This is a genomic window from Paenibacillus sp. J22TS3 (assembly GCF_018403205.1).
In the GTDB taxonomy this organism is placed as follows: domain Bacteria; phylum Bacillota; class Bacilli; order Paenibacillales; family Paenibacillaceae; genus Fontibacillus; species Fontibacillus tuaregi.
This window is the reverse complement of record NZ_BOSF01000001.1, coordinates 702,576-723,461: the sequence shown is the minus strand read 5'-3', so window position 1 is coordinate 723,461 and position 20,886 is coordinate 702,576. Positions and strand designations below refer to the sequence as shown.

The 20,886-nt window shown below is 49.6% G+C and carries 24 protein-coding genes and 1 tRNA gene; 23 read left to right on the top strand and 2 right to left on the bottom strand.

Going from position 1 to position 20,886, the window contains the following annotated elements:
- Positions 1-71: 71 nt before the first annotated feature.
- From KJS63_RS03485 to KJS63_RS26550, 15 genes are all read left to right on the top strand, one after another.
- Positions 72-1,703 carry a hypothetical protein gene (locus tag KJS63_RS03485; RefSeq protein ID WP_213617955.1) on the top strand — a complete coding sequence of 544 codons (1,632 nt, stop codon included), beginning with the start codon at positions 72-74 and terminating at the stop codon, positions 1,701-1,703.
- 28 nt (positions 1,704-1,731) lie between these two features.
- Complete coding sequence (locus tag KJS63_RS03480; RefSeq protein WP_213618317.1) at positions 1,732-2,373, top strand: LysM peptidoglycan-binding domain-containing protein; 642 nt, start codon at positions 1,732-1,734, stop codon at positions 2,371-2,373.
- A gap of 17 nt (positions 2,374-2,390) precedes the next feature.
- Positions 2,391-3,365 (top strand): XkdQ/YqbQ family protein, encoded by a 975-nt coding sequence (locus KJS63_RS03475; RefSeq protein WP_213618316.1) that lies wholly within the window; start codon positions 2,391-2,393, stop codon positions 3,363-3,365.
- A gap of 40 nt (positions 3,366-3,405) precedes the next feature.
- Positions 3,406-3,765, top strand: coding sequence for a hypothetical protein (locus KJS63_RS03470; RefSeq protein ID WP_374706253.1), 360 nt, complete (start codon positions 3,406-3,408; stop codon positions 3,763-3,765).
- Positions 3,758-4,213, top strand: a complete 456-nt coding sequence (locus KJS63_RS03465; protein ID WP_213617953.1) for a DUF2634 domain-containing protein — start codon at positions 3,758-3,760, stop codon at positions 4,211-4,213. The genes KJS63_RS03470 and KJS63_RS03465 overlap by 8 nt, the downstream gene beginning before the upstream one ends.
- On the top strand, positions 4,213-5,331 hold the full coding sequence (locus KJS63_RS03460) for a baseplate J/gp47 family protein (RefSeq protein WP_213617952.1): 1,119 nt from the start codon (positions 4,213-4,215) through the stop codon (positions 5,329-5,331). Before KJS63_RS03465 ends, KJS63_RS03460 begins: the two co-directional genes overlap by 1 nt.
- Positions 5,324-5,890, top strand: coding sequence for a YmfQ family protein (locus tag KJS63_RS03455; protein ID WP_213617951.1), 567 nt, complete (start codon positions 5,324-5,326; stop codon positions 5,888-5,890). Before KJS63_RS03460 ends, KJS63_RS03455 begins: the two co-directional genes overlap by 8 nt.
- 1 nt (position 5,891) lies before the next feature.
- Positions 5,892-7,376, top strand: a complete 1,485-nt coding sequence (locus KJS63_RS03450; protein ID WP_213617950.1) for a phage tail protein — start codon at positions 5,892-5,894, stop codon at positions 7,374-7,376.
- Between the two features lie 11 nt (positions 7,377-7,387).
- The gene (locus KJS63_RS03445; RefSeq protein WP_213617949.1) at positions 7,388-7,768 is read left to right on the top strand and encodes a hypothetical protein; all 381 of its coding nucleotides are present in this window, start codon (positions 7,388-7,390) and stop codon (positions 7,766-7,768) included.
- A 21-nt stretch (positions 7,769-7,789) separates the two neighbouring features.
- Positions 7,790-9,259 (top strand): hypothetical protein, encoded by a 1,470-nt coding sequence (locus KJS63_RS03440; RefSeq protein WP_213617948.1) that lies wholly within the window; start codon positions 7,790-7,792, stop codon positions 9,257-9,259.
- A gap of 578 nt (positions 9,260-9,837) precedes the next feature.
- A complete protein-coding gene (locus tag KJS63_RS03435; protein WP_068616464.1) occupies positions 9,838-10,122 on the top strand; it encodes a hypothetical protein in 285 nt (94 codons plus the stop codon).
- 3 nt (positions 10,123-10,125) lie between these two features.
- The gene (locus KJS63_RS03430; RefSeq protein ID WP_213617947.1) at positions 10,126-10,332 is read left to right on the top strand and encodes a hypothetical protein; all 207 of its coding nucleotides are present in this window, start codon (positions 10,126-10,128) and stop codon (positions 10,330-10,332) included.
- A 161-nt stretch (positions 10,333-10,493) separates the two neighbouring features.
- Entirely contained in the window at positions 10,494-11,354 is an 861-nt protein-coding gene (locus KJS63_RS03425; RefSeq protein WP_213617946.1) for a glycoside hydrolase family 25 protein, read from the top strand.
- 13 nt (positions 11,355-11,367) lie between these two features.
- The gene (locus tag KJS63_RS03420) at positions 11,368-11,664 is read left to right on the top strand and encodes a holin (protein ID WP_213617945.1); all 297 of its coding nucleotides are present in this window, start codon (positions 11,368-11,370) and stop codon (positions 11,662-11,664) included.
- Positions 11,665-11,835: 171 nt separating this feature from the next.
- Positions 11,836-12,138 carry a hypothetical protein gene (locus KJS63_RS26550; RefSeq protein WP_213618343.1) on the top strand — a complete coding sequence of 101 codons (303 nt, stop codon included), beginning with the start codon at positions 11,836-11,838 and terminating at the stop codon, positions 12,136-12,138.
- A gap of 76 nt (positions 12,139-12,214) precedes the next feature.
- Here the strand turns inward: KJS63_RS26550 and KJS63_RS03410 are convergent, their stop codons facing one another.
- Positions 12,215-13,000, bottom strand: coding sequence for a polysaccharide deacetylase family protein (locus KJS63_RS03410; protein WP_213617944.1), 786 nt, complete (start codon positions 12,998-13,000; stop codon positions 12,215-12,217).
- A 282-nt stretch (positions 13,001-13,282) separates the two neighbouring features.
- Between KJS63_RS03410 and KJS63_RS03405 the strand changes: the two genes are divergently transcribed.
- The 8 genes from KJS63_RS03405 (at position 13,283) to KJS63_RS03370 (ending at position 19,471) form a co-directional block, all read left to right on the top strand.
- Positions 13,283-13,368: transfer RNA gene (locus KJS63_RS03405), tRNA-Leu, on the top strand.
- 138 nt (positions 13,369-13,506) lie between these two features.
- Positions 13,507-14,169, top strand: a complete 663-nt coding sequence (locus tag KJS63_RS03400; RefSeq protein WP_213617943.1) for a uracil-DNA glycosylase — start codon at positions 13,507-13,509, stop codon at positions 14,167-14,169.
- A gap of 73 nt (positions 14,170-14,242) precedes the next feature.
- A complete protein-coding gene (locus tag KJS63_RS03395) occupies positions 14,243-14,677 on the top strand; it encodes a hypothetical protein (protein WP_213617942.1) in 435 nt (144 codons plus the stop codon).
- A 126-nt stretch (positions 14,678-14,803) separates the two neighbouring features.
- Positions 14,804-16,963: an Ig-like domain-containing protein gene (locus tag KJS63_RS03390; RefSeq protein WP_213617941.1), complete on the top strand. Its 2,160-nt coding sequence runs from the start codon at positions 14,804-14,806 to the stop codon at positions 16,961-16,963.
- Positions 16,964-17,099: 136 nt separating this feature from the next.
- Entirely contained in the window at positions 17,100-17,507 is a 408-nt protein-coding gene (locus KJS63_RS03385; protein WP_213617940.1) for a DUF4395 domain-containing protein, read from the top strand.
- A 308-nt stretch (positions 17,508-17,815) separates the two neighbouring features.
- Positions 17,816-18,706, top strand: coding sequence for a ComEC/Rec2 family competence protein (locus tag KJS63_RS03380; RefSeq protein WP_213617939.1), 891 nt, complete (start codon positions 17,816-17,818; stop codon positions 18,704-18,706).
- 7 nt (positions 18,707-18,713) lie between these two features.
- The gene (locus tag KJS63_RS03375; protein ID WP_213617938.1) at positions 18,714-18,926 is read left to right on the top strand and encodes a DUF3006 domain-containing protein; all 213 of its coding nucleotides are present in this window, start codon (positions 18,714-18,716) and stop codon (positions 18,924-18,926) included.
- Between the two features lie 29 nt (positions 18,927-18,955).
- Positions 18,956-19,471, top strand: a complete 516-nt coding sequence (locus KJS63_RS03370) for a DinB family protein (RefSeq protein WP_213617937.1) — start codon at positions 18,956-18,958, stop codon at positions 19,469-19,471.
- 441 nt (positions 19,472-19,912) lie between these two features.
- Here KJS63_RS03370 and manA read toward each other — a convergent pair whose 3' ends face one another.
- Entirely contained in the window at positions 19,913-20,857 is a 945-nt protein-coding gene (gene manA, locus KJS63_RS03365) for a mannose-6-phosphate isomerase, class I (RefSeq protein ID WP_213617936.1), read from the bottom strand.
- Positions 20,858-20,886 lie beyond the last annotated feature (29 nt).

Below are 20,886 nucleotides of genomic sequence, written 5' to 3'. Positions count from 1 at the left end.
TTTCGGATGTTAAGCTAAATGTAAATGTTGGCTTTCAGAGCCTGATCAAGGGTAACCGAGAGCTAAAAAACATGGATAAATATCTTGACTCTATCCAGAAGCGGGTGAAAAAGCTTGAGCGCGTACAGCTCATGTCCCAGGTCAACATGGTTGACCGGATGACCCAGTCTGTAAAGAATTTATCGAGAGCTCTGGACCAAGTGCACCTTAGGTATCTTTCTAAACCGGCTGCTTACCGAGTCAATATTAAGGAGAAGGTAGAGGTTGTCTTTGGGGACTTGGCTTCTGCACTTGGAAAATGGCTGAAGGGTATGCCGATGGGAACCGCTGCTCCAACTACACCAAGCACTACTGTGAGCGTGACGACAATTAGTTCGGACGAGCTTACAGCTTCATTTAAGGCAGCACTTAGCGAAATCTTTCCCGGGGGAAAGCTGGCGGTGGAGTGTAGCTGTAAGGGAGAGGAAGAGGGTGGTCTGAAAGACTGGATTGATATGGCAACAAGCATAATCGGAGGATTAAATGATGCCTCTGATTTGTTTGAAAAAGGTAAGGGCTATTTTGATAAAAGAAAAGAGAAAAAGAGAGGTAAATCCGGCAATGATGCTACCGAAACTTTTTCAGATAAAAACCGAGATGTCAGTAATAAAACTCCCCGTGAAGGCGGGAAAAACAGAGGCAGGCAAACCAGAAACAGCAAGTCCCCTGCTGTGCCCAAATCCATAACGGATACTCCGACAAAAACATTGACGGACTCCTTGGCAGGTGGAAAATCCCCTGCATTAAATATACAGGCAGGGTCTCCGATCTTGCCGAATCCTGCAGCGGTCAATACATCTCCAGCAGCAGCTGTTCCGCCAAAACCGGTTGTTCCACCACCACAACCTGCTGTCCTGCCAAAACCCGCTGTGACACCGCCATTGAACAAAGTGGCCGAGGCTGCAAAATCAGCTTCACCTGCCAAGGGATTTTTCAGCGGGCTGTTTGATACCGGGAAAAGCCTTTTTAAAGGTGCAATGAACATTGGCAAAAAAGTTCTTGGTCCACTCAGCACAGCAATGGATGTCATTGACATTGCCAAAGCTAAGCCTGGAGAGGAGCGTAATCGGGCGGTAGGCTCGGCCGCAGGCGGCTGGGCAGGGGCCTCAGCTGGTGGAGCGATTGGCACGATGATTTTCCCAGGTGTGGGAACCGCAATTGGGGCCGCAGCCGGTGGATTAATTGGAAGTATCGCTGGCAGTGACATTGGAAGTGCTATCGGGAACTTCTTTTGGGGAAAGAAGAAGGAAGAGCCTAAGCCAACATTCAGGGCTCCGCTACCGAAGCTGCCACCTCCAAGGCCTCCTTCAGCGGCAGCAACAGGGGCATCCCTGGCCGCGGCAGCAGCCGCTGGATCGGCAACTGGCGCAGTAGCAGCGAAAGCTCAGTCGAAGAGTTCTATCCCTGCTGGGCCAGGGAACGGGCAGATGCAAACGGTGCGAATTTCAGAGCCGCAGTTAAATGGCTTACTTAATGAAATCAAAAACCTGAAGCTAGAGACAACTAATCAAATTAACGTCAACATGCCGGTTGGCGCCGTTCAGGTACAGGCCTCGAACGGACAGATCGACTATGATGCAATTGCGGCTCAGGTTGGGCAGCGGGTTGCGGCTCAGCTTAGAGGGGCCATGCAGAACAGCAAACCTAAATTTTTAGCCAATTAGATGCTGGAGGTGAACTATGATTTCCGGTATGGAATTTAGTCTGACGGATGGGAACGGGGAGAAATTTGTATTTCCCGTGAATCCTGAGGAGGTACAGATTACGCGTGAGCGGGGATACGATACGGTATCCCTTTTGTCGCTAGGAGATTTTGATTTTCCGCAGGGAGAGAGGGTGAAGGAGATCACCTTCTCTTCTTTTTTTCCAAGAGAGTATAACGAGAGCTACTGCAATTACAATCCTGTGCCTGATCCGCAGACGGCGATGAACAAGCTGACGACCTTTATGCACAGCAAAACTCCGCTGCGGCTGATCATTACCGATACCCAGGTGAATGTGCTGGTCATCATCACTTCCCATAACTCCACCTTCCGGGGCGGGGAGACGGGGGACGTGTATTTTGATCTGACCATGCGGACTTGGAGAGACCTGAAGGTGGGTAGAATCAATACAGCAGCTGGAGGAAAGGGAGCGAGCACGAAGGTTAGCAGACCCGATCTTAAGAAAACACCTAAAACCTACGCCGTCAAACCCGGAGACTCGCTTTCCAAGATCGCTAAACTGCAGCTTGGTTCAAGCTCCCGCTGGAGTGACATCTACAAACTGAATAAGCAGGTCATTGGGAAAGATCCGAATAAGATCAAGGTCGGACAGAAGCTGGTGATGCCATGAGCGGCGGCAGGCATGAGGTGAATTATAAAGTCATTTTGCAAAATAAATACGATCTCACCCCACTCGTGGAGAGCATTTCTCTGCGTGACTCGCTGGATCAGATCGCTTATCAGGCGACGATTACTCTCGTTGTCAACGATAGTCTTCCTGCTGTTGATCCAGGGCAGGAGATACGGGTGAGCGGGATTCCTTTTGGCGGTAGTGGGATGGTAACGCTGCTGCACCCGGGTGTGGTGTGGGAGTGCGAGAGCTCCGGCAGCCCGAAACGGCTGACGCTGACGGTATATGATAAGACCATTTATCTGGACCGGTCCGAGGATGAATATCTGTTCCCGAAAGGGCAGACGGCGAATGAGCGGATGCGCAAATATGCGCAGCACTGGCATATTCCACTCGACAAAAACATGCCTGACACGAAGACCAAGCTGGGCCGGGCCATGTACCGCACTCAGACCATCTATTCGATGATGACAAATGACCTGAGAGAGACGGCAAAGCTCGGCGGTGATTTGTTCCACCCAAGGATGGTATCCGGCGGACTTACGCTGTACAAGCTCGGCTCGAATTCAAAGGTCTATGTACTTGAAAATCTTACAGAGGCGTCCCAGTCCAGAACACTGGAGGGGGCGGTTACTGAGGTGAAGGTGCTCGGCACGTCGGACAGCGCCGGAGAAGAGACGCCGTCCAAGGTGCTGGCGATCGCCAAAGGGCAGACGGACAAGCTGGGCACACTGCTTAAGATTGTCCAGGACGACTCAGTCAAGACAGAAGCTGCCGCCAAAAAACTGGCTGCCAGCAAGCTTGCAGGCGTACAGCGTCTCCTTACGGTGACAGGACTGGATGTGAATACGATCCGTGCCGGAGATGTGGTCATGCTGAGCGGGCAGCGTTTAATTGTAACTTCTGTCAGCCGGGAACTGAAAAGCGCCGGGACGATGACCCTGGAGCTTGCTCCCATGGATGATGTGAGAAGGAGGTTTTATCTTGAGTGAAGATGCTTTTGGCTCCCTTGCTTCTCTTGTGAATACCGCCATGTCGGCACACACCAAACAGGCTCTGAGCGGCACGGGAGCTGTGCTGGGAACGATAACCGCCGGGGGGCTTAAGCTTGATGATTTCAAACATGAGATCCCGGAATATTTGGTGGCTGAGCTTCCGGGAACGTTAAAGCTCCCGGATTTTGCGATTTCCGGCTCCGTGGAGGGGCTTCGGGATAGTACTGGCGAGGGGATTGATGGTCAGGGGAAGTTTAAATTTGCCAAGACGGACATTGAGAAGACGCTTTTAGATGTGAAAAAAGGCTTTCAGCCGGGCGACCGCGTCCTCGCTTTTCGCCTGAACGGCGGGCAGGATGTGGTGGTGCTGTGTAAGGTGGTGAATGGACATGCCTAATCTTTTTCCGTTGGAGAGTGAGTTCACGGAAAATGAAGCAGTGGAAGGTGCTGCTGATGACAACGTGATGTTCGGCCGCAGCTGGAGATTTGATTATGAAGCCGGGGAGTTTATTATGACTCCGACTGGTAAATTGGCCGTGGCGGATGAGCAGGAAGCTTGGATTCAGTGGTGCATGAAGGTGATCCGTACGCCGAGGTATCGTTATCTCGTGTATTCCCGCGACTACGGTCATGAGCTGGAGGATTTGATCGGCTCTGGCGTGTCGCGAGCGGTCTATGAAAGCGAGATTCAGCGCATGATTGCCGAGGCGCTGATGACGGACAGCCGGACTGAACGGGTGGATGGGTTTATATTTGCCTGGTCTGGAGAGGCGTGCTCCTTCACCTGTAAGGTGTCCAGTGTAAGGGATGAGCAGGTGACTTTACAAGGAAGTGTGGTGGTCTAATGACAGAGCTGCCTTTATATTTGGAGGATCAGACTGAGGAAGAAATAATGCGGCGGATGCTCGCACGGGTGCCCTCTGATTTGGACAAATCGGAGGGTTCTTTTATGTGGGATGCCGCGGCTCCTGCGGCTTTTATGCTGAGTGAAGCTGCGGTATGGGCACAGCAGGTGCTTGAGCGAGGGTTCGCTCAGACGGCCTATGGTGAATATCTGGACCTGCGCTGCGCGGAGCACGGGGTGGTCCGGCGTGAGGCGGTGGCAGCAAGGGGAGAGGTGATCTTCATCGGGAAGCCGGGGACACTGGTGCCTGAAGGGACAGTTGTCGCAACCCCGGCGGATGAGTTGTCCCGTGAGGTGTCTATTGAATTTGCAACTACGGTGGATGCGGTCATTGGGGATGAGGGTGTTTGCAAAATCAATGTGCAGGCGGAAGTCGCCGGGAAAAACGGGAATGTTCCTGCGGGGACCATTACCGTGATGACCACATCGCTTAGTGGAATCACTTCGGTGGTCAACGAAGCCGAAACCAAGGGAGGTGCGGACGTGGAATCGGACGCTTCGCTGCTGGAGCGGTTTTACGGCAAGGTCCGCAGCCCGGGAACTAGCGGAAACAAGGCTCAGTACACCCAATGGGCGTTCGATCAGCCCGGAGTTGGTGGAGTGCAGGTCCGTCCGCTCTGGAAAGGGCCGGGGACAGTTGGCATTTATTTGCTGGATACGGACAAAAGAGCCGCTAATGCCGAGACGGTCGCTGCCGTTCAGAAGTATATTGATCCGTCCCAGGACGGTCAGGGACTTGGAGCCGCTCCGGCTGGTGCGGTGGTTACGGTAATGGCGGCGGAAGAGGTGCCTGTTAGCATCCGTGTGAAGCTTACGCTGGCTAGTGGAGCTTCACTCGGTTTGGTGAAGGCAATGATTGAGAAGGGGGTTCGCGAGTATTTGAAAACGGTGGCTTTTGCCGATCCGCTCGTCCGTTATACCCGCATTGCCGCTGTTCTGCTGGATCTCTCCGCTATTATCGACTACGCCGACCTGACGGTAAATGGCGTGAATAATACGAACCTGCAGATCTCACCGGGTCAGGTGGCAGTGCTGGGAACGGTGGATGTATATGAATGATTTTGTGATGAAGAGTACACGCGGGAAGGAGATGCTCTCCTTCCTGCCAGGGTATTACGAGACATCCCGGGTGATGAAGGCGGACATGGATGCCAAGGGCGCGGAGCTGGACTCGCTTTATGCGGCAATGGACGAGACGCTGGATCAGTTTTTTGTGAAAACAGCCACCTGGGGGCTAGACCGCTGGGAGGCTGAGCTGGGCATTCCGCCCGAGCCGGGCAAGCCGGTCGAGCAGCGCCGGGCGCTGGTTGAGTCCCGGCTCCGCGGAGCCGGGAATTTCACCGGCCGCCTCGTGAAGAACGTGGCGGAATCGTACGACGGCGGGACGGTGAACGTGACGTTTGCGCCGGCGGAGTATTCTTTTACCATCCGGTTCGTGGACACGATTGGCATCCCACCGAATCTGGAGGACCTGAAGGCTGTGATCGAGGAGATCAAGCCGGCGCATATGGCGGTGGAGTATGAGTTCAGCTACCTGCTGATCCGCGACATTGAAGGGATTAAGACGCTGAACCAGCTCGAGAAAATCCCATTATCTAAATTTGCAGGAGGTGTTTGATTTGCCAAGCAGCACACCAAATCTAGGGTTGCATAAGAAGGACCCGGTAACAGATGGGAACGAGACTTTTAATATCAAGACCATGTTGAATGACAACTGGGATAAGATCGATGCGGCGGTCGGGGGGATCAAGGTTGATATCCCTGACGCGAGCTTGACGGCTAAGGGGAAGGTGCAGCTTAACGATTCAACAAATAGCACGTCGGTAACGGATGCAGCAACCCCGAATGCAGTGAAGAAGGCGAAGGAAGAAGTGACAGTGCAGTCCAAAGCCTATACCGACCAACAAATCGGTCTTGTAACAGAAACGGGCATACCCAAATTGGTTAGCTATCCGCTGCTGGTGACAGCAACGACCAATAATCAGACTTCATTTGAGATTCCGCTCGATACCTTTGACTCAAACACTGATACGCTGCTGGTGTCGATTAACCGGGCAACACTGGATGCAACGCAATACACCATTACGAATACAGTTCGGAATGGGTCCGGGATGGTGACCCAGCGGGCGAAGCTTAATCTGTTGGAAGGCATCTCGAAAACGTCCGAGGTCGCAATGGTTGTGCTTAAAAACGTACCGATTGGTGCGGAAGGTGCGATTAACGGGGCGGTGCTGGCTGAGGGGAGTGTGCCGATTAATCGAGTGAATGGGCTAAGCGAGCAATTGGCAGAAACGGTGACGAAGGCTGATTATGTGCGGTCCCCAGCCTATGCGGTGACTTCCGGGACGTCTACGGCCTATACTGCTACCTTGTCACCAGTTCCTGCGAGTATTCCGGCAGGCTTCGGAATAACGGTCGTGCCGCATACGGAATGCGGTGCTAACCCAACGCTTAATATTAACGGGCTAGGTCCTGTGGCGTTAAAAGACCAAAAGGGCATTGCTTATACGGCGGCCAAGCTTAAAGCGGGGATGCCGTACACATTCAGGCGGGTGGGTGCGGATTTTTTGGCAGATAGCGCAGGAGGTACGGGTAACGCGCAGCCTGCGCAAGTTGAATCAGGCTTTACATTTACAAACGATGGCGGAGAGCAGACAGGCACTTTAAGCAAGCGAGCGTTTATAGATGCACTGGTTGCTAAAGGTGTGCCCGCGACAATGGAAGATCCTTTCAACTCGTTGGCTGCGAAAATAGGTCAGATACCTTCAAGTCTGAAATTTGCAAGCGGACAAATAGGCCAATCTGCAACTATACCATACACTATATCTAATCTTGCTTTTAAACCTCTGCTGGTAGTTGTTCGTTACTCTTGTTCTGGTTCTTTAAATGAGGTGAATGGTACCGCGGTGGGGGATGCACTCGCATATTTAGATGGGTCAGCACTACGGTATGGCAAAGAGGTTGCTTTGTATATGAATGGTGGTAGCCCGCAAGCTGCTTCGTATCTAAGTGTTATCTTTTATTCAAATTCGATTGCTTTGGAGAGAGCTGTTCCTAGCAGCATGAAAACTTGGTATGATAGTTATTTTGTATTTGGAATTTAGGAGGTAGATTAATGGAAGTGGTAAATAGACTCGGGCGTCGCTTCTTTTGGGATAAAGTCACAGGAAATATTATTGCTCAAAGAAACGAGATGGAAGGTGCTCTTGTCGAGTCAACGAAGGAGCAAGACTTTGCGTTATATGCAGAATTAGCTGGCTATAGTCCGGAAGCTGTTGAAATGACCACCTTTGAATATGGACAATACGCTGAAGACTTTTCAAGATCAACGAGTTGGAGGTTTGACCCTAGCACTAAAAAGATTCAGTTTTATTATCCAGACGATTCGAATCCCGGAGAGGTATTAGAACCACAGCAACCACTTACAGAACAGGTGACGGAACTAAGGCAAGCTATTGCCGATCTTACTAGGGCCATTGCGACCATAAGAAGCTGAGAAAAGGAGGAAGAAACCCAAATGTCAAAACGAATTACGTTGCAAGAGATGGATTCGGGCACAGTTGCCCTCATTAAGACTGGCCTATTCGGGACAACGATCAATAACGGTAACGCATACTCGGTTACGGTATCATCGGATATTACGAAGCTTGAACCGGGATTACCTATTCGGATACTAGTCAATGCAGATAGTACTGGGGCACCTACGCTTAATGTTAATGGACTTGGTGCGAAACCCATTCTTAAATCAAACGGGAACGCAGCAAACTTTAAATTAGGCGGACTATACACGGTTGCCTGGAATGGCTCAACGGCTTTTATCTTACAGGGTGAAGGGGGGGAGTATGGAACAGCGACCGCTGCGGATGTGCTCGTGGGTAAAACGTTTGGAACGGAAAATGGTGTTGTTCCTGGTTCACTTACGGCTTATCAAGTGGGAAACGAGATTCCGATTGACAATTTTGTGCCTGGCACAGCTTTTCCGTTTCCCCAAAGTTCATTTCCTTTATTAAACACATACGTTAGTCCTAACTATGATTCTTTAATTATTGACCGCGGGAGAAACAGAGTGGCAGTGGTTGAATATAGCAGTATTGCAATTTATGCCTTAGATACCAAGGCACTTGTAACGACAGTTTCCGGTTCTAATGGCATCAGATACGCACACCATGACCTAACGAATGGATATATTTTTTATGATTCATCTGGGAATAGTGGCTATCCTATCAGGCTTAACATCATGACAGGCAACCCGTTACCGTGGAACGCTAATCCCGACATTTATCTCGTCCGAAAAGTTATAGGAACTGGCGATGGTGGGTGCTTTATCTTTAGGGATACTACGTGGCATAAGATTTCTTCAAACGGGTCTGTAGTGTTTTCTAATAATTACGGCGGCGGCCTTGGGATGTCTTGGTTTTCCGGCGCGACTTTAGATGATTCCGGTAATGTTGTAATTCTTGCGACGGACGGTCAATATAGCGGAAGAAATGCGGCAATGATTAAATACAATAGCCTTGGTTTCTATCAAACAAGTATTTGGATAAACAATACAGGTAGCTATTACAGCGGGGACACAAAAAGAATGGCATTTGATGCAAATGGTTATATCTATATGTTCTACCGACTAGCTAGCAGTGGTGCTAATAACCTCGTCAAATTCAGAGCCAGTGATCTTAGTAAAGTATACGATTTTGGTATCGATAAGACGGTACTTGATTTTGACGTGGCACGTGACGGAGCATTATTTCTTCTCACACGTGATAGTGAACGTAAAGTAACAAGGCTTAGTAAATATTTGGGGAGCAATAATTCGCTCTTATGGACTACCCCGGAATACTATTCGGCTGATAACCCACTAGGGTGGTACGGCATTTCAATAGAAAAGAATACAACAAGATCCTCTAAAGAAGTTGAATTCCTCGTGAATGGTTATCAACCAAATGGGTGTAGCCTGTTCAGTCAAATGATCAAGTTAAATTCAGTTTAGGGAGTGGAATATAAAATGTTTTTTTAATCTTGAAAAACAATCTATGACCAAACAAGGGTTCAGGGTTAAATCGGCAATCGCTTGCTGTAACTCCTTATTACTTGCTTCAACTATTGCCAAGGCGATCTTCGTTTATTAGCGGAGAGTTAGTATATTCGTACTACCTTTCCAAAGTTTCAGGATTGACAAACAGAGTAGGTATTTTTACATTTCGCAGATTGGAGAACATTCACAAACAATGACGCTGCGGGTTCAACGTGGACTTCTTGACGCAAGCGGAAAGCTCAGGGGCTATTCGAGTAGGAAGCTGAAGGCAGCAATCCGTATTAGATAGTCATTGTCATCGCCTGCGCGAACAAGCTCCTGCATCATTTTCATGTGATGCTAGTAAGGGGAAGAACCCTATAAATTAACTTAAATAACATAGTTTCCTAGTAACTTCCTAGTTGTGGAGGTTTTTTTGTCGTGCTTCGATCCTGGGAGGCAGACGCATAGTAAGAAAAAGTAATAGCAGCTTTTTTTCGCCCCCACCCGGGGGCTCACCACCTATCTACAAATCTAAAGAGAGGGGCGAGAAGATGGGGCAAGAAGAGATGAACAGTCTGAAGGATCTACTCCCACTCGCCGAGCGATACGGCCTGGCCGTTGTGCTGTCGTTCATCCTGCTTCTCGTCGTTGTGGTCATCATCCGGATGATTATCCGGGGGGATCTGGTGCCGCGCAGTCTGTTGGACAAGGCGGAGGAGGACCGGGACCGGCTGCAGGCCATCCTCGATAAGGAACGGGAGGGGTTCATGACACCGCTGCTGGAAGTGGTGAAGAACCTGAAGCAGCAGGACGGATCGGATCACAAGGGAGGGTAACACGTGTTGAATCGTATTTTGCAGCGGCTTTTTCCAGCCCATCGTGAGAAAAACAGGGAATTAAACTATGCGTCCAGCCGCATCAGCTTGACCATTGCCAGATACAAAAGCGCATCAAAACAGCTCCAGACGGAAATCGGGCGCAGCTACTATGCTCATATTCCATCGCCAAATGCACCTCAAGAACTGCATTCGGACAGAGTTCACTAGTGCCTTTGTGCCCTCGATGCGTATTCTAGTCTGGCTTATAATTTTCGTAAAGATCGATCATTCTAGAACACAACGTATATGCTCGACCACATTCTAACGAATGCCCGTCGTTTAGTTCATATATTAACTATTTTCACGGTCTCAGAAAGGGGAGAGTTGATATGCAACCCCGCAGTCAAAACAGCGCCCAAGGCATTGACGTCAGTCATTACCAAGGCACAATTGATTGGAACAAAGTGAAAGCGAGCGGCATAACGTTTGCCTTTATGAAGGCTAGTGAGGGCAAGTCCTACCGGGACAAGCGCTTCCTGGAAAATGTAAAAGGAGCCGCAGCCGCAGGCCTTCTCACCGGCCCGTATCATTTCCTCAACGCCCGGACTCCTGAAGAGGCCGGGGCAGAAGCCCGGAATTTCGCCGCAGCCATTCAGGCAGCCGGAGGTCCGGGCTGTTTTGCACTTCCGCCGGTGCTCGATTACGAGAACAATCCCGGCGGCCTGGATGATGAGCAGATCACCGGGATTGCTCTCGCTTTCCTGCGCGAGATTGAGCAGCTGACTGGGCGTCGTCCGATGCTGTACACGGGGAATTCTTTTGCCGCTAAATTCGGCCCGGCCTTGTCAGGGTACAAGCTGTGGATTGCGAGATACAGCAGCAGTAAAGTGCCAAGTGATGTTCCTGCATGGACAAGATGGCATTTCTGGCAGACGAGCAGCAAGGGAAGCGTGCCTGGCATCCAAGGAAATGTGGACCTCAACGTATATGCCGGGACGGTGCAGGAGCTAAAGAATGAGTTTATTTTGCCAAAAGGAGATAATTCCATGCCTAATCCAAATAACAAGGATAAAGAGTTGCCGAAACCCTCTTCCCCAAGCAGTCCTGTGCCTGCTCCCCAATGGAAAGAAGAAGGCCGCAAATGGCTGATCGCCAACGCGGGAATCCATGAGAACTGGAAGCCTGGGGACCCTGTGGACATCGGAACACTCGGCACGATCCTGGCGAGACTGTACAATTCACCGAAATAAAGGAGCTGTCCATATGAATAATGAGATTTTAACGAATGTCCTATCTTTTGCCTCGGTACTGGCTGTGTTTGTGCTGGCGCTGGTGCAGCTGGTCAAATCAACGATAGATATCCCTAAACGGCTTATCCCCCTAAGCGGGCTAATCATCGGACTGGTTATTGGGGTCGCCGCATATCCTTTTACAGAGCTGACACTCGTGCTCAGGCTGTGGGCGGGAGGGCTTGCAGGGCTATCGGCAACGGGGTTGTTCGAACTCGCATTTAACAAAAGTAAGCCCACAGATCATACAAATTCAGCTGGCCGCCCTTAAAAATAAACAAGCCATCCTTGTAGGATGACTTGACATTTACAATATAACAATTTGGGCTTGTCCAGGGTACTTCCGCACAAGTTTATTTTGGTCAAAGGGGCGTACACCCAGCCCACCGGGTCATCAAGGGCATATGGTAGGGTAAGTCAACTATCAAGGAGGAATTTACAAATGACCAGTGTCGTTGGAGGTATGCCAGAAAAAAAACCAGGGCCGGCCTACACTTCCCCAAGCTACACCAGCCCTATGCCTAGCTATACCACTCCCCCTATTCAGGTAACCGGTGTTGTATATGACTCACACACCACCATGCAGAGCGTCCCTTACCATCATCACCATCATCATTGCCCTCCGGTGCATGAAGCTCCGGTGTGTCATGCGCCTGCACCAGTTCCGTCCCCTTGGAACTCTACAGGCTATATTCTCGTCCTGTTCATCCTGCTGGTTATCATTACGCGGGGAGTGTGGGTTTAGAAGCCGCAGCGGTTACTGCAGTTGCTCACGAAGCGGGCCATTTCAGGCCCGCTTGGCCTTTCTTCGAGTCGGCAGATCACAACCCTGATCTTTTGCTTTCATCGTGTGAGTCTTTAACTGGCTGCGCATGCTTCTGGTGCTTCATTAACTCGCTGACGGTGACGCAGCGGTACCCGCGCTTTTGAATTTCTGGGAGAATAGCTTTTAGTGCAGCGACCGTCTGCGTGCTGCCTTCCACATGGTCGTGCATCAAAATAATGTCACCGCTGTGCAGATTATTAAGTACTTTATTAATAATCCGGTTCGCTCCCGGTCTTGCCCAATCTTTGGTATCCTGGTGCCAGGACCATAGAATAACCTGCATGCCTTTAGCGTGGCTGGAGTTCACGATGATGCTGTTATAGTAGCCTCCAGGAGGACGGAACAGGGCTGAATGTTTTCCTATAGCATTATATATGCTCTCCTCCGTCAGGGTGACTTCTTTGTCAAATAAACGGGCGGTATTTCCCGCGCTAAAATAAGTATGGTTATACGTGTGATTGCCAATCTCGTGCCCCTTAGCCGAGGCCGTCTTAACGAGCTCCGGGAACCGGCTCACCCGGTTGCCAATGACAAAAAAGGTCGCTTTGGCCTGATACTGGTCAAGCAGGTGGAGAATTGCCGGAGTCTGGGTAGGGTCTGGCCCATCATCAAAAGTTATGGCGACCACCTTATCATCAGTCGCTACTTCCCATACAATCTCTCCGCGGGGTTCATAATAATCTCTGCCCTTAGGTGCTCCCAGTGCGGCAGCAGGTGAAGCGCAGGAAAGTGATCCTGTGCCAAGCAGCAGGGCAAGCGCAAGGGTCTGCCATTTACGCATGATTGCCTCCTTCGTTAACCATAATCCGGTTTAGTATGTGAGGAAAGGGGGGATTCATGCATTTCTGGCAAAAATGCTGTGGGTGAGGTGGACAAGCAAGTTGTAATTCACCGCCTGTTCCGGTGCATTTAATTTCTTTTATTGATAAGTTAGAATTACAATAAATTAAGATCGCCAACAAGCTAGAAAAAGCGATTTTAAACTTCCTGACTATGTTGGTGTTGACACGTATCTTAAAAACGTGTTATTATCTAATTCGTTGCTGTAAGTTGGCGAATACGCGCCGGGGTGGCGGAATTGGCAGACGCACAGGACTTAAAATCCTGCGGTAGGTGACTACCGTACCGGTTCGATCCCGGTCCTCGGCATCCGAAATACATAGCTGTAAACCAGACAAGGCCGTTCCTGTTCACACAGGGACGGTCTTTCTGATTCTTATGGGTAGTGTCGGAATCTACCATTTGGGTATAAGATAGAGAGACAGAGCTAGTTAAGGAGGAACTGCGATGTTTGGCAATGATTGGGATGAACTGCTGGGGGATGAGTTAAAGAAGCCTTACTTCAAGGAACTGATGATTTGGCTTGATCAGGAATATGCGGAGCATACGGTGTACCCGCCAAGGGAGTTCCTGTTTCAGGCGCTGAAGCTGACTTCCTATTCGGACACGAAGGTGGTTATTCTTGGACAAGACCCTTATCATGGTCCGGGTCAGGCGCATGGGCTGAGCTTCTCTGTTCTGCCTGGGATTAAGATTCCGCCTTCCCTGCGAAATATCTATAAGGAACTGTCCAGCGATCTGGGTGTGCCGGTTCCTCACAGTGGCACACTTACTCCTTGGGCGGAGCAGGGTGTGCTGCTACTGAATAATGTGTTGACCGTACGCACCGGACAAGCGGGCTCGCATCATGGCCGGGGCTGGGAGACATTTACGACGGCTGTGATCGAAGTGCTTAACCGGAGAGCTGAGCCTATGGTATTTATATTATGGGGAGCCCCGGCTCAGAAAAAAGGGGCGATCGTGGATAAGGAGCGGCATGAGGTGATTACCTCGGCACATCCGAGTCCGCTGGCGGCTAGACGTGGATTTTTCGGGAGCCGGCCTTTCAGCAGAGCGAATGATTTCCTCTCAAGGCATGGACAGACTCCAATTAAGTGGGAGAGCCTGTAGCAGGATTTTGACCACAAATATGGAATGATCTAAATAACGGATATTTATAATGAATAGAAAGGGGGAACTGCGCTTGCGTTATGAAGACTGGATCGGACAGGAAGTCATTGTTTATTGTGAGAATCAGGATGATATTTATACCGGGATCATTGAAAGCTGGGATGCGGCGGCGAATAAGCTGATCCTTGGGCCAAGGCCGATCGCGGTGCCGTTGGATGACATTATTAAGATTCAGCCTGGCAGCCGGAACCGAAGGTATGCGAGAAAGGTCATGAAAACCAAGACAGACCGGGCAGTCCCTCATTCCGTTGGTTATGTAATGAAGAACCAGGTACAGTTCGACAATGCGATTTACTTTAAGTCACCAGTCACAGTATGGAGTGGCAATAATCTGTTACATTTCCGAACCGCAATTCATCATCATAATGAGCATGAAGTGATTCTCGTGAGCGGGGAAAGATTAGACAAGCAAAAACATCTGTTCGTAGTAAGATCCATTCGAGGCTGAATGGGTCTTTGTGTTTATTTTTGACCAATTTCCGAAAAAAGGTAACAAATTAGAAGATAACTGTCGATAAATTAGGGGAGGACTGGTAAAATTTACACAGATCAGATAACCAAAGGAGAGAAATGAATGATTGGGAACAGGAAAATGACCAAGTGGTTTCTTGTTATGCTGCTTGTGGCAGTGGTTTTTCCGGCGAACGTCTTTGCAGCCTCCGGCGATGTAACTTCCATCGAATTTGAGAATCCGGCCGCAGTACATCTGTATGTAGCTGAAACCACCCAGCAGCTTAAGGTGCTGGCTAAGATTGAAGGCTTGACGGATAAGAAGGATGTAACCAGCGATAGTACTTGGGTATCCTCTGATCCATCGGTGATTAAAGTGGAAAAAGGGCTTCTGACTCCGCTCAAGAGCGGTAAGGTAACGATTACGGCCAAGTATAAGGGCTTTAATCTTACATTAAGCGCGGATTCCGCATACCTGTTCAAAGAGCTGAAGCTCGATCAGAGTGGAACAGTGCAGTATAAGCTGGGTGATGAGAACCTGAGCGTCAAGGCGCTGGCTGTCGATAACGACGGTTCTTCCAATGACGTTAGCGCTAATGCCGATTGGACATCTTCCAGCACATCCGTCATTACGGTGGCGGGCGGCAAGCTGACTCTGGTCGGCAAGGGATCATCCACAATTACGGCAAAATACAAAGGGTTAACTGCTTCTTACAAAGTAAACGTGGTTTCCCCATACTCCGAGCTTAAATTGGTTCCTGAACAGAGCTTGCCCGATGGCGACATTGAAATGCTCGTAGGGGACAAAGAGCTTCAATTGAATGCCGTAGCTCAGCTGAGCGAGGGCGGCACCAAGCAAACTGTCTCCGATCAGGCGGATTGGAAATCGTCTGCTCCGTCTGTGGTCTCGGTAGACAAAGGAAAAATCAAAGCGTTAGCTACCGGTAAAGCTACGATTACAGCTTCGTACCGCGGCGTTACCGCTGAGGTTACCGTGCTGGTACGTACAGAGTTTGAGGCACTTATTGTAAATCCGTCCAATGACCAAACGCTGTTCCTCAGCGATTCACCAGTTCAAGTTGAAGCATCAGTTCGTAATAGTGTGGATACAGAACGTGAGATTGTAACCGACAAGGCGGAGTGGGTATCTTCCAACGCTCTTGCGGTAACTGTCAAGAATGGTCTCATCACGCCTAGACAGGTGGGGACATCAACGGTTAAAGTGACATACAAGGGGCTTAGCCGTGAGATCAAAGTTACTGTATTCCCTACTGTTACGAAGATCTCTACAGAGAAAACCAGCCTCGATATGTTCAAGGGCGAAAGCATATCTGTTCCAAAAGTAACGGCAACTACCCTTGACGAGAAGAAACAGGATTTCACCTCCAATGTGGAGTGGACTTCCAGCGACAGCAATACGGTAGTGGTTGAGAACGGCAAGTTTGTGTCCAAGGGTACGGGTAAGGTTACTCTGACAGGCAAACTTGGCAAAGCTGCTCCGCTTGTGGTTGAGGTTGTAGTTCAGGAGAAGGTGCTTGTGCTTCTTCCTGAAAAAGAGAATTTTAGTGTGGTTATAGGCAAAGAGCTGCCGCTTACCAAAGTCACCGCGGTTCGTGTCAATGGTGATGAGGAGGATGTAACCGACAAGATCGAATGGAGCCTGACAGGAGCCAATGCTGTAATTAAGGGAGGCAAGATCAAAGGTCTGGTGAAAGGGAATGCAACTTTGAAGGGGACTTATTTGAATCAGAGTCTCAAACTTCCGGTTGCTGTAGAGCCCCAAATTACGAAGATCGTTGTAGAGCCCCAGTCGTTAGAGCTTAACCTTAAGAGAAGCAAATCGATTAAGGTAACAGGCTTCTACACCAACGGAACGAAGATCAATCTCTCCAGTAAAATGGACTGGGTATCCTCGAATCCAGAAGTTGCAACGGTGTCAGGATCAACGGTAAAGTCAGTGGCTGAAGGAACAGCTACCTTAAACGGGTCCTACCAGGGGGTCGCAGCTAAGGTTGATATAAGAGTCGTACCGAAGCTGATGAAACTGACTGTAGACGAGAAGAGATACGTTCTCGCACCGGGTGCTGTCAAAACGGTTGACTTAGTAGCTGAATATGATACAGGCAAAACTACTTCTGTTACAGGCAGTGCCGTATGGACAAGCTCCAAGCCTTCGGTTGCCAAGGTGAGTGCAGGCAAGATTGAAGCGGTTGCCAAAGGAACCGCAACGATCAAGGCCAAGTTTGACAACAAGATTGTGACTATCTCGATTTCGGTAAAATAAAGATTGATCCCCCCGTGGGTTAGTCTCCAGTCCCTTGCTCAGTGCAAGGGGCTTTTTTCTTGTTGTATAACCGATTGTTTAAATCGGATTAATCGGGTATAGTTTAAAGTAAGATATTTGCAAAGGAGGACCTTCCTTGAAAGAAATACCGGAATCCTATGTCAAAGCCAACCAAACTGGAATTGTACTGCTCGTTATTGCTGCCTCTTTATTTAGACAGCCATATCTGCTCGCAGGCTTGTGGCTGGTTCAGGTCATGGGTCTGCTAACCGGCCGGAATTTGTTTGTGATTGTGGCTAAGCCCTTTCTGAAGGTTCACCCGGGTAAGACCCAGGCTGCAGAGCTGCAGCGGTTTAACAACACGCTGGCGGTTGTATTCTTAAGCCTCTCCCTAGCAGCTTTTCTGGTTGGATTAGCATGGGCGGGTTACCTCTTTTCATGGTTATTATTCGCAGCGGCATTGGCCGCCTTAAGCGGTTACTGTATCGGCTGTACGTTATATTTTCAATTGAAGCAATTAAAGGCTAGATGGCGCCGGGTATAAGCGCAGGCTATATAAGTTGAACTATTGATTTGAAGGCCCAGCTATGTAAATTGGACTTAAGAATTACGAAAAGGCAAGCGCGTGAAATGATTTAGGAGAAGCGAAGCGTTTGCCTTTGTGACCGGACTTTCACCCTATGAATTTAATTCAGGAAGTCTGGGAGCAACAGCGACCCTAGAGAACATTTCACACCGCTGCCTTACTAATTCCCTGCGAACTCCTACGGTTCAGGCCGCCTCGAGGATTGAATAAGTGCAGATTATGGAATATAATTGGAACAAATGTTCTTAATGTAAAGGAATGCATCTATGATCAGACTTATTCGTTTGTGCAAATCACATCTCTTCGGGGTTGTGAGCCTGATTCTCTGCCTTGCTTTGCTAGCAGGGTGCTCATCAAGAGGAAGCCTGCCGGTGCCTCATGACTTCACAGAGGGAAGCGGCAAGCTCCGCGTCATATTCATTGATGTGGGGCAGGGTGCTTCCCAGCTTCTGATCAGCCCATCGGGGAAGACCCTGCTGATTGACGCCGGGAACAACGACAAGGAGCAGGTGATGCTGGATGCGCTGAAATTGTATGGGATCAGCCGTCTTGACATTGTCATTGGCACCCACCCGGATGCGGATCATATTGGCGGGCTGGATAAGGTCATTGACCAGCATGAGGTTGGGAGAATTTATATGCCTAAGGTAAGCTCCACAACCAAAACCTTCGAATCGGTGCTTCGCTCTATTCAGCGTAAAGGTCTCAAGGTATCCACAGCTAAAGCAGGACTCAATTTAGAATGGGATAACGCGGTGACTGTGAAGATGCTTGCGCCTGTCCGGAATTACGAGGATACCAACGACATGAGCGCGGTCATCAAGGTGACCTACGGGCAGCATTCCTTCTTGTTGACCGGAGATGCTGAGCGGGACAGTGAGAAGGATATGCTGGCCAGCGGCGCGGATCTCCGCTCCGATGTGCTGCTAGTTGGCCATCACGGGTCCAAATCCTCGACTAGTGCGGCTTTTCTGACCAAGGTGAATCCGAAATATGCCGTCATTCAGTCTGGGGCAGATAACAAATATGGGCATCCTACCCAAACCGTGCTTAAGCGCCTGCAGAAGCAGGGCGTCCAAGTATACCGTAACGACAAGCAGGGAACTGTTGAATTCATAACGGATGGACAGCAGTTTGAGATCAGAGCGGAGAGGTGATTTGGACATGAAGGGAATTGTTGAAGGCTTCGAGGATAATTATTGTATTATTGAAGTTGAGGGAAATTCAAAGAATGTGCCTCTTAATGAAGTGAATTCTTCAGTGAAGACCTGTGATGTGGTGGAGTGGAATGGTCATGAATGGGTGACGAATCCTGAGGAGACACAAATCCGGATCAAGGAGATTAAGTCACTGATGAAGGATGTCTGGGAGGACTAGCCGGAAATTATAGGGAGAGTGTTGGAACTATGTCTTTGCAAAAACCGCTGCCGCAAGAGTATGCTTCATATTATGAGCCGTACATTCAGGCCTTGCCTGAAGGAGATATTTTGGCTTATTTAGCTTCGCAAACCGAAGAGTTTGAAGCGCTCAAAAATTTGGATGATCAGAAGGGTAACTACAGATACGCTCCGGAGAAATGGAGTGTGAAAGAGCTGCTGGGTCATGTCAACGATTCGGAACGGATCATGAGCTACCGTTTGCTAAGAATCGCCCGCGGGGACAAGACGCCGCTTTCGGGATTTGAGGAGAATGATTATGTCCTGCATGCGGGATCGGAGCGGCTGGCCGTAGATGAGCTGGTAAACGAGTTTGCGGTGGTACGTGCCTCAACGTTGGCCTTGGCAAGACAGCTGGATGATGCAGCCTGGCTTCGTACGGGCGTAGCCAATGGGTTTCCAGCGTCAGCAAGGGCTGTGCTGTATACTATTGCAGGGCATACGGCTCATCATTTGCGCATATTGAGAGAGCGCTACGAAGTTTGAGCGTAGTCTCGCAAGTGGTAATTGGCAGAACGTGGTGAATAACCATCAGGCGGCGAGTAGGGGCGCTAAATAGCCCCAAGCTACATAAATGGAAGCCGAGTGACTTCAGGTACTTGAAGTGATATCAAGTGATGCTTGGTGTTCCAAGTAAAGCTAGTGCTCCAAGTGATGACCAGTGACATCAGGTGACGCCAAGTGATTTCCAAGCAGCGCCAAGTGACACGAGGGGACGTTTAGCGATACAAAGCGTAAGCCAAGAGATACTATGTGAACCCCGGTGATTCCAAGTGAACCTAAGCAATCCAAGTAACACTATCAAGCAACACCACGAAGCAGCATCACCAAGAGAAACCGCTGCTGGAGCACATTATATAAAATAAAAGAAGCCTGCCGACCAAGTCATCTTGGTATGGCAGGCTTCTTTTATTTTATGAGTGCGGCTTATTCGTGGGAGGCAATCGCTTCGAATTTGCCGCTGAGCTGATAAGGACCATAGCCGACAGGCAGAATCAGATGATCCCCCTTATGGAGCGGATACTTATGCCCCTCAGCCGATAATTCGCCCTCACCCGCAATAATGCTGATAATGAGGTATTTGTCAGAGGACTTGAAATCGGCGGTACCGCCAACTTCCCATTTCTGAACCGTGAAAAATTCGTTCTCTACGAAAGTCGTTACTACGGCACCCGGTTGGTTGGCAACCTTGTAGTTTGTTTTTACATAAGCTTGAGGCACCGTGGTCACTTCAATGGCTTTCTCTAAGTGGAGTTCCCGGGTGTTCCCCTCTGAGTCCTTCCGGTCGTAGTCGTAGACGCGGTAGGTAGTATCTGAGCTTTGCTGTGTCTCCAGGACAACGATACCTTTACCGAGTGCATGGAGAGTTCCGCTTGGCACATAGAAGAAGTCACCGGGCTTAACCTCAACTTTGGACAACAATTGGTCCCACTTTCCCTGATGAATCCAGTCCGCAAGCTGCTCCTTGCTGTCCGCACCATGACCGTAGATAATCTCGGCACCCGGTTCGGCGTCAACAATATACCAGCATTCCGTCTTGCCAAGCTCTCCGTTCTCATTAACTCCTGCATAGGCGTCATCGGGGTGAACCTGAACGGACAGATCATCGGACGCATCTAGAATCTTAGTTAGCAGGGGGAAGACTTTGGAGTTGGAATTGAACAGTTCCGGATGGCCTGCCCACAAGTCTCCAAGTGAAGTGCCCTTGTAAGGACCTTCTTTAACTACACTTTGTCCGTTCGGATGGGCAGAGACAGCCCAGCACTCCCCGGTCTGATCCGAAGGGATCTCGTACCCGAACAGCTCCTTTAGCTTGGTTCCTCCCCAGATACGGTCTTTAAATACGGGCTCTAGAAAAATAGGTTGATTCATTGTAAGTAAATCTCCTTTCAGATGAATAA

Coding starts and splice junctions, on each gene's coding strand:
- KJS63_RS03480 (WP_213618317.1), top strand. CDS start 1,732: ATGGAATTTAGTCTGACGGATGGGAACGGGGAGAAATTTGTATTTCCC.
- KJS63_RS03470 (WP_374706253.1), top strand. CDS start 3,406: ATGTCGGCACACACCAAACAGGCTCTGAGCGGCACGGGAGCTGTGCTG.
- KJS63_RS03390 (WP_213617941.1), top strand. CDS start 14,804: ATGATTGGGAACAGGAAAATGACCAAGTGGTTTCTTGTTATGCTGCTT.
- KJS63_RS03410 (WP_213617944.1), bottom strand. CDS start 13,000: ATGCGTAAATGGCAGACCCTTGCGCTTGCCCTGCTGCTTGGCACAGGA.
- KJS63_RS03445 (WP_213617949.1), top strand. CDS start 7,388: ATGGAAGTGGTAAATAGACTCGGGCGTCGCTTCTTTTGGGATAAAGTC.
- KJS63_RS03435 (WP_068616464.1), top strand. CDS start 9,838: ATGGGGCAAGAAGAGATGAACAGTCTGAAGGATCTACTCCCACTCGCC.
- KJS63_RS03375 (WP_213617938.1), top strand. CDS start 18,714: ATGAAGGGAATTGTTGAAGGCTTCGAGGATAATTATTGTATTATTGAA.
- KJS63_RS03420 (WP_213617945.1), top strand. CDS start 11,368: ATGAATAATGAGATTTTAACGAATGTCCTATCTTTTGCCTCGGTACTG.
- KJS63_RS03465 (WP_213617953.1), top strand. CDS start 3,758: ATGCCTAATCTTTTTCCGTTGGAGAGTGAGTTCACGGAAAATGAAGCA.
- KJS63_RS03425 (WP_213617946.1), top strand. CDS start 10,494: ATGCAACCCCGCAGTCAAAACAGCGCCCAAGGCATTGACGTCAGTCAT.
- KJS63_RS03460 (WP_213617952.1), top strand. CDS start 4,213: ATGACAGAGCTGCCTTTATATTTGGAGGATCAGACTGAGGAAGAAATA.
- KJS63_RS03380 (WP_213617939.1), top strand. CDS start 17,816: ATGATCAGACTTATTCGTTTGTGCAAATCACATCTCTTCGGGGTTGTG.
- KJS63_RS03485 (WP_213617955.1), top strand. CDS start 72: ATGGATAAATATCTTGACTCTATCCAGAAGCGGGTGAAAAAGCTTGAG.
- KJS63_RS26550 (WP_213618343.1), top strand. CDS start 11,836: ATGACCAGTGTCGTTGGAGGTATGCCAGAAAAAAAACCAGGGCCGGCC.
- KJS63_RS03455 (WP_213617951.1), top strand. CDS start 5,324: ATGAATGATTTTGTGATGAAGAGTACACGCGGGAAGGAGATGCTCTCC.
- KJS63_RS03440 (WP_213617948.1), top strand. CDS start 7,790: ATGTCAAAACGAATTACGTTGCAAGAGATGGATTCGGGCACAGTTGCC.
- KJS63_RS03400 (WP_213617943.1), top strand. CDS start 13,507: ATGTTTGGCAATGATTGGGATGAACTGCTGGGGGATGAGTTAAAGAAG.
- manA (WP_213617936.1), bottom strand. CDS start 20,857: ATGAATCAACCTATTTTTCTAGAGCCCGTATTTAAAGACCGTATCTGG.
- KJS63_RS03370 (WP_213617937.1), top strand. CDS start 18,956: ATGTCTTTGCAAAAACCGCTGCCGCAAGAGTATGCTTCATATTATGAG.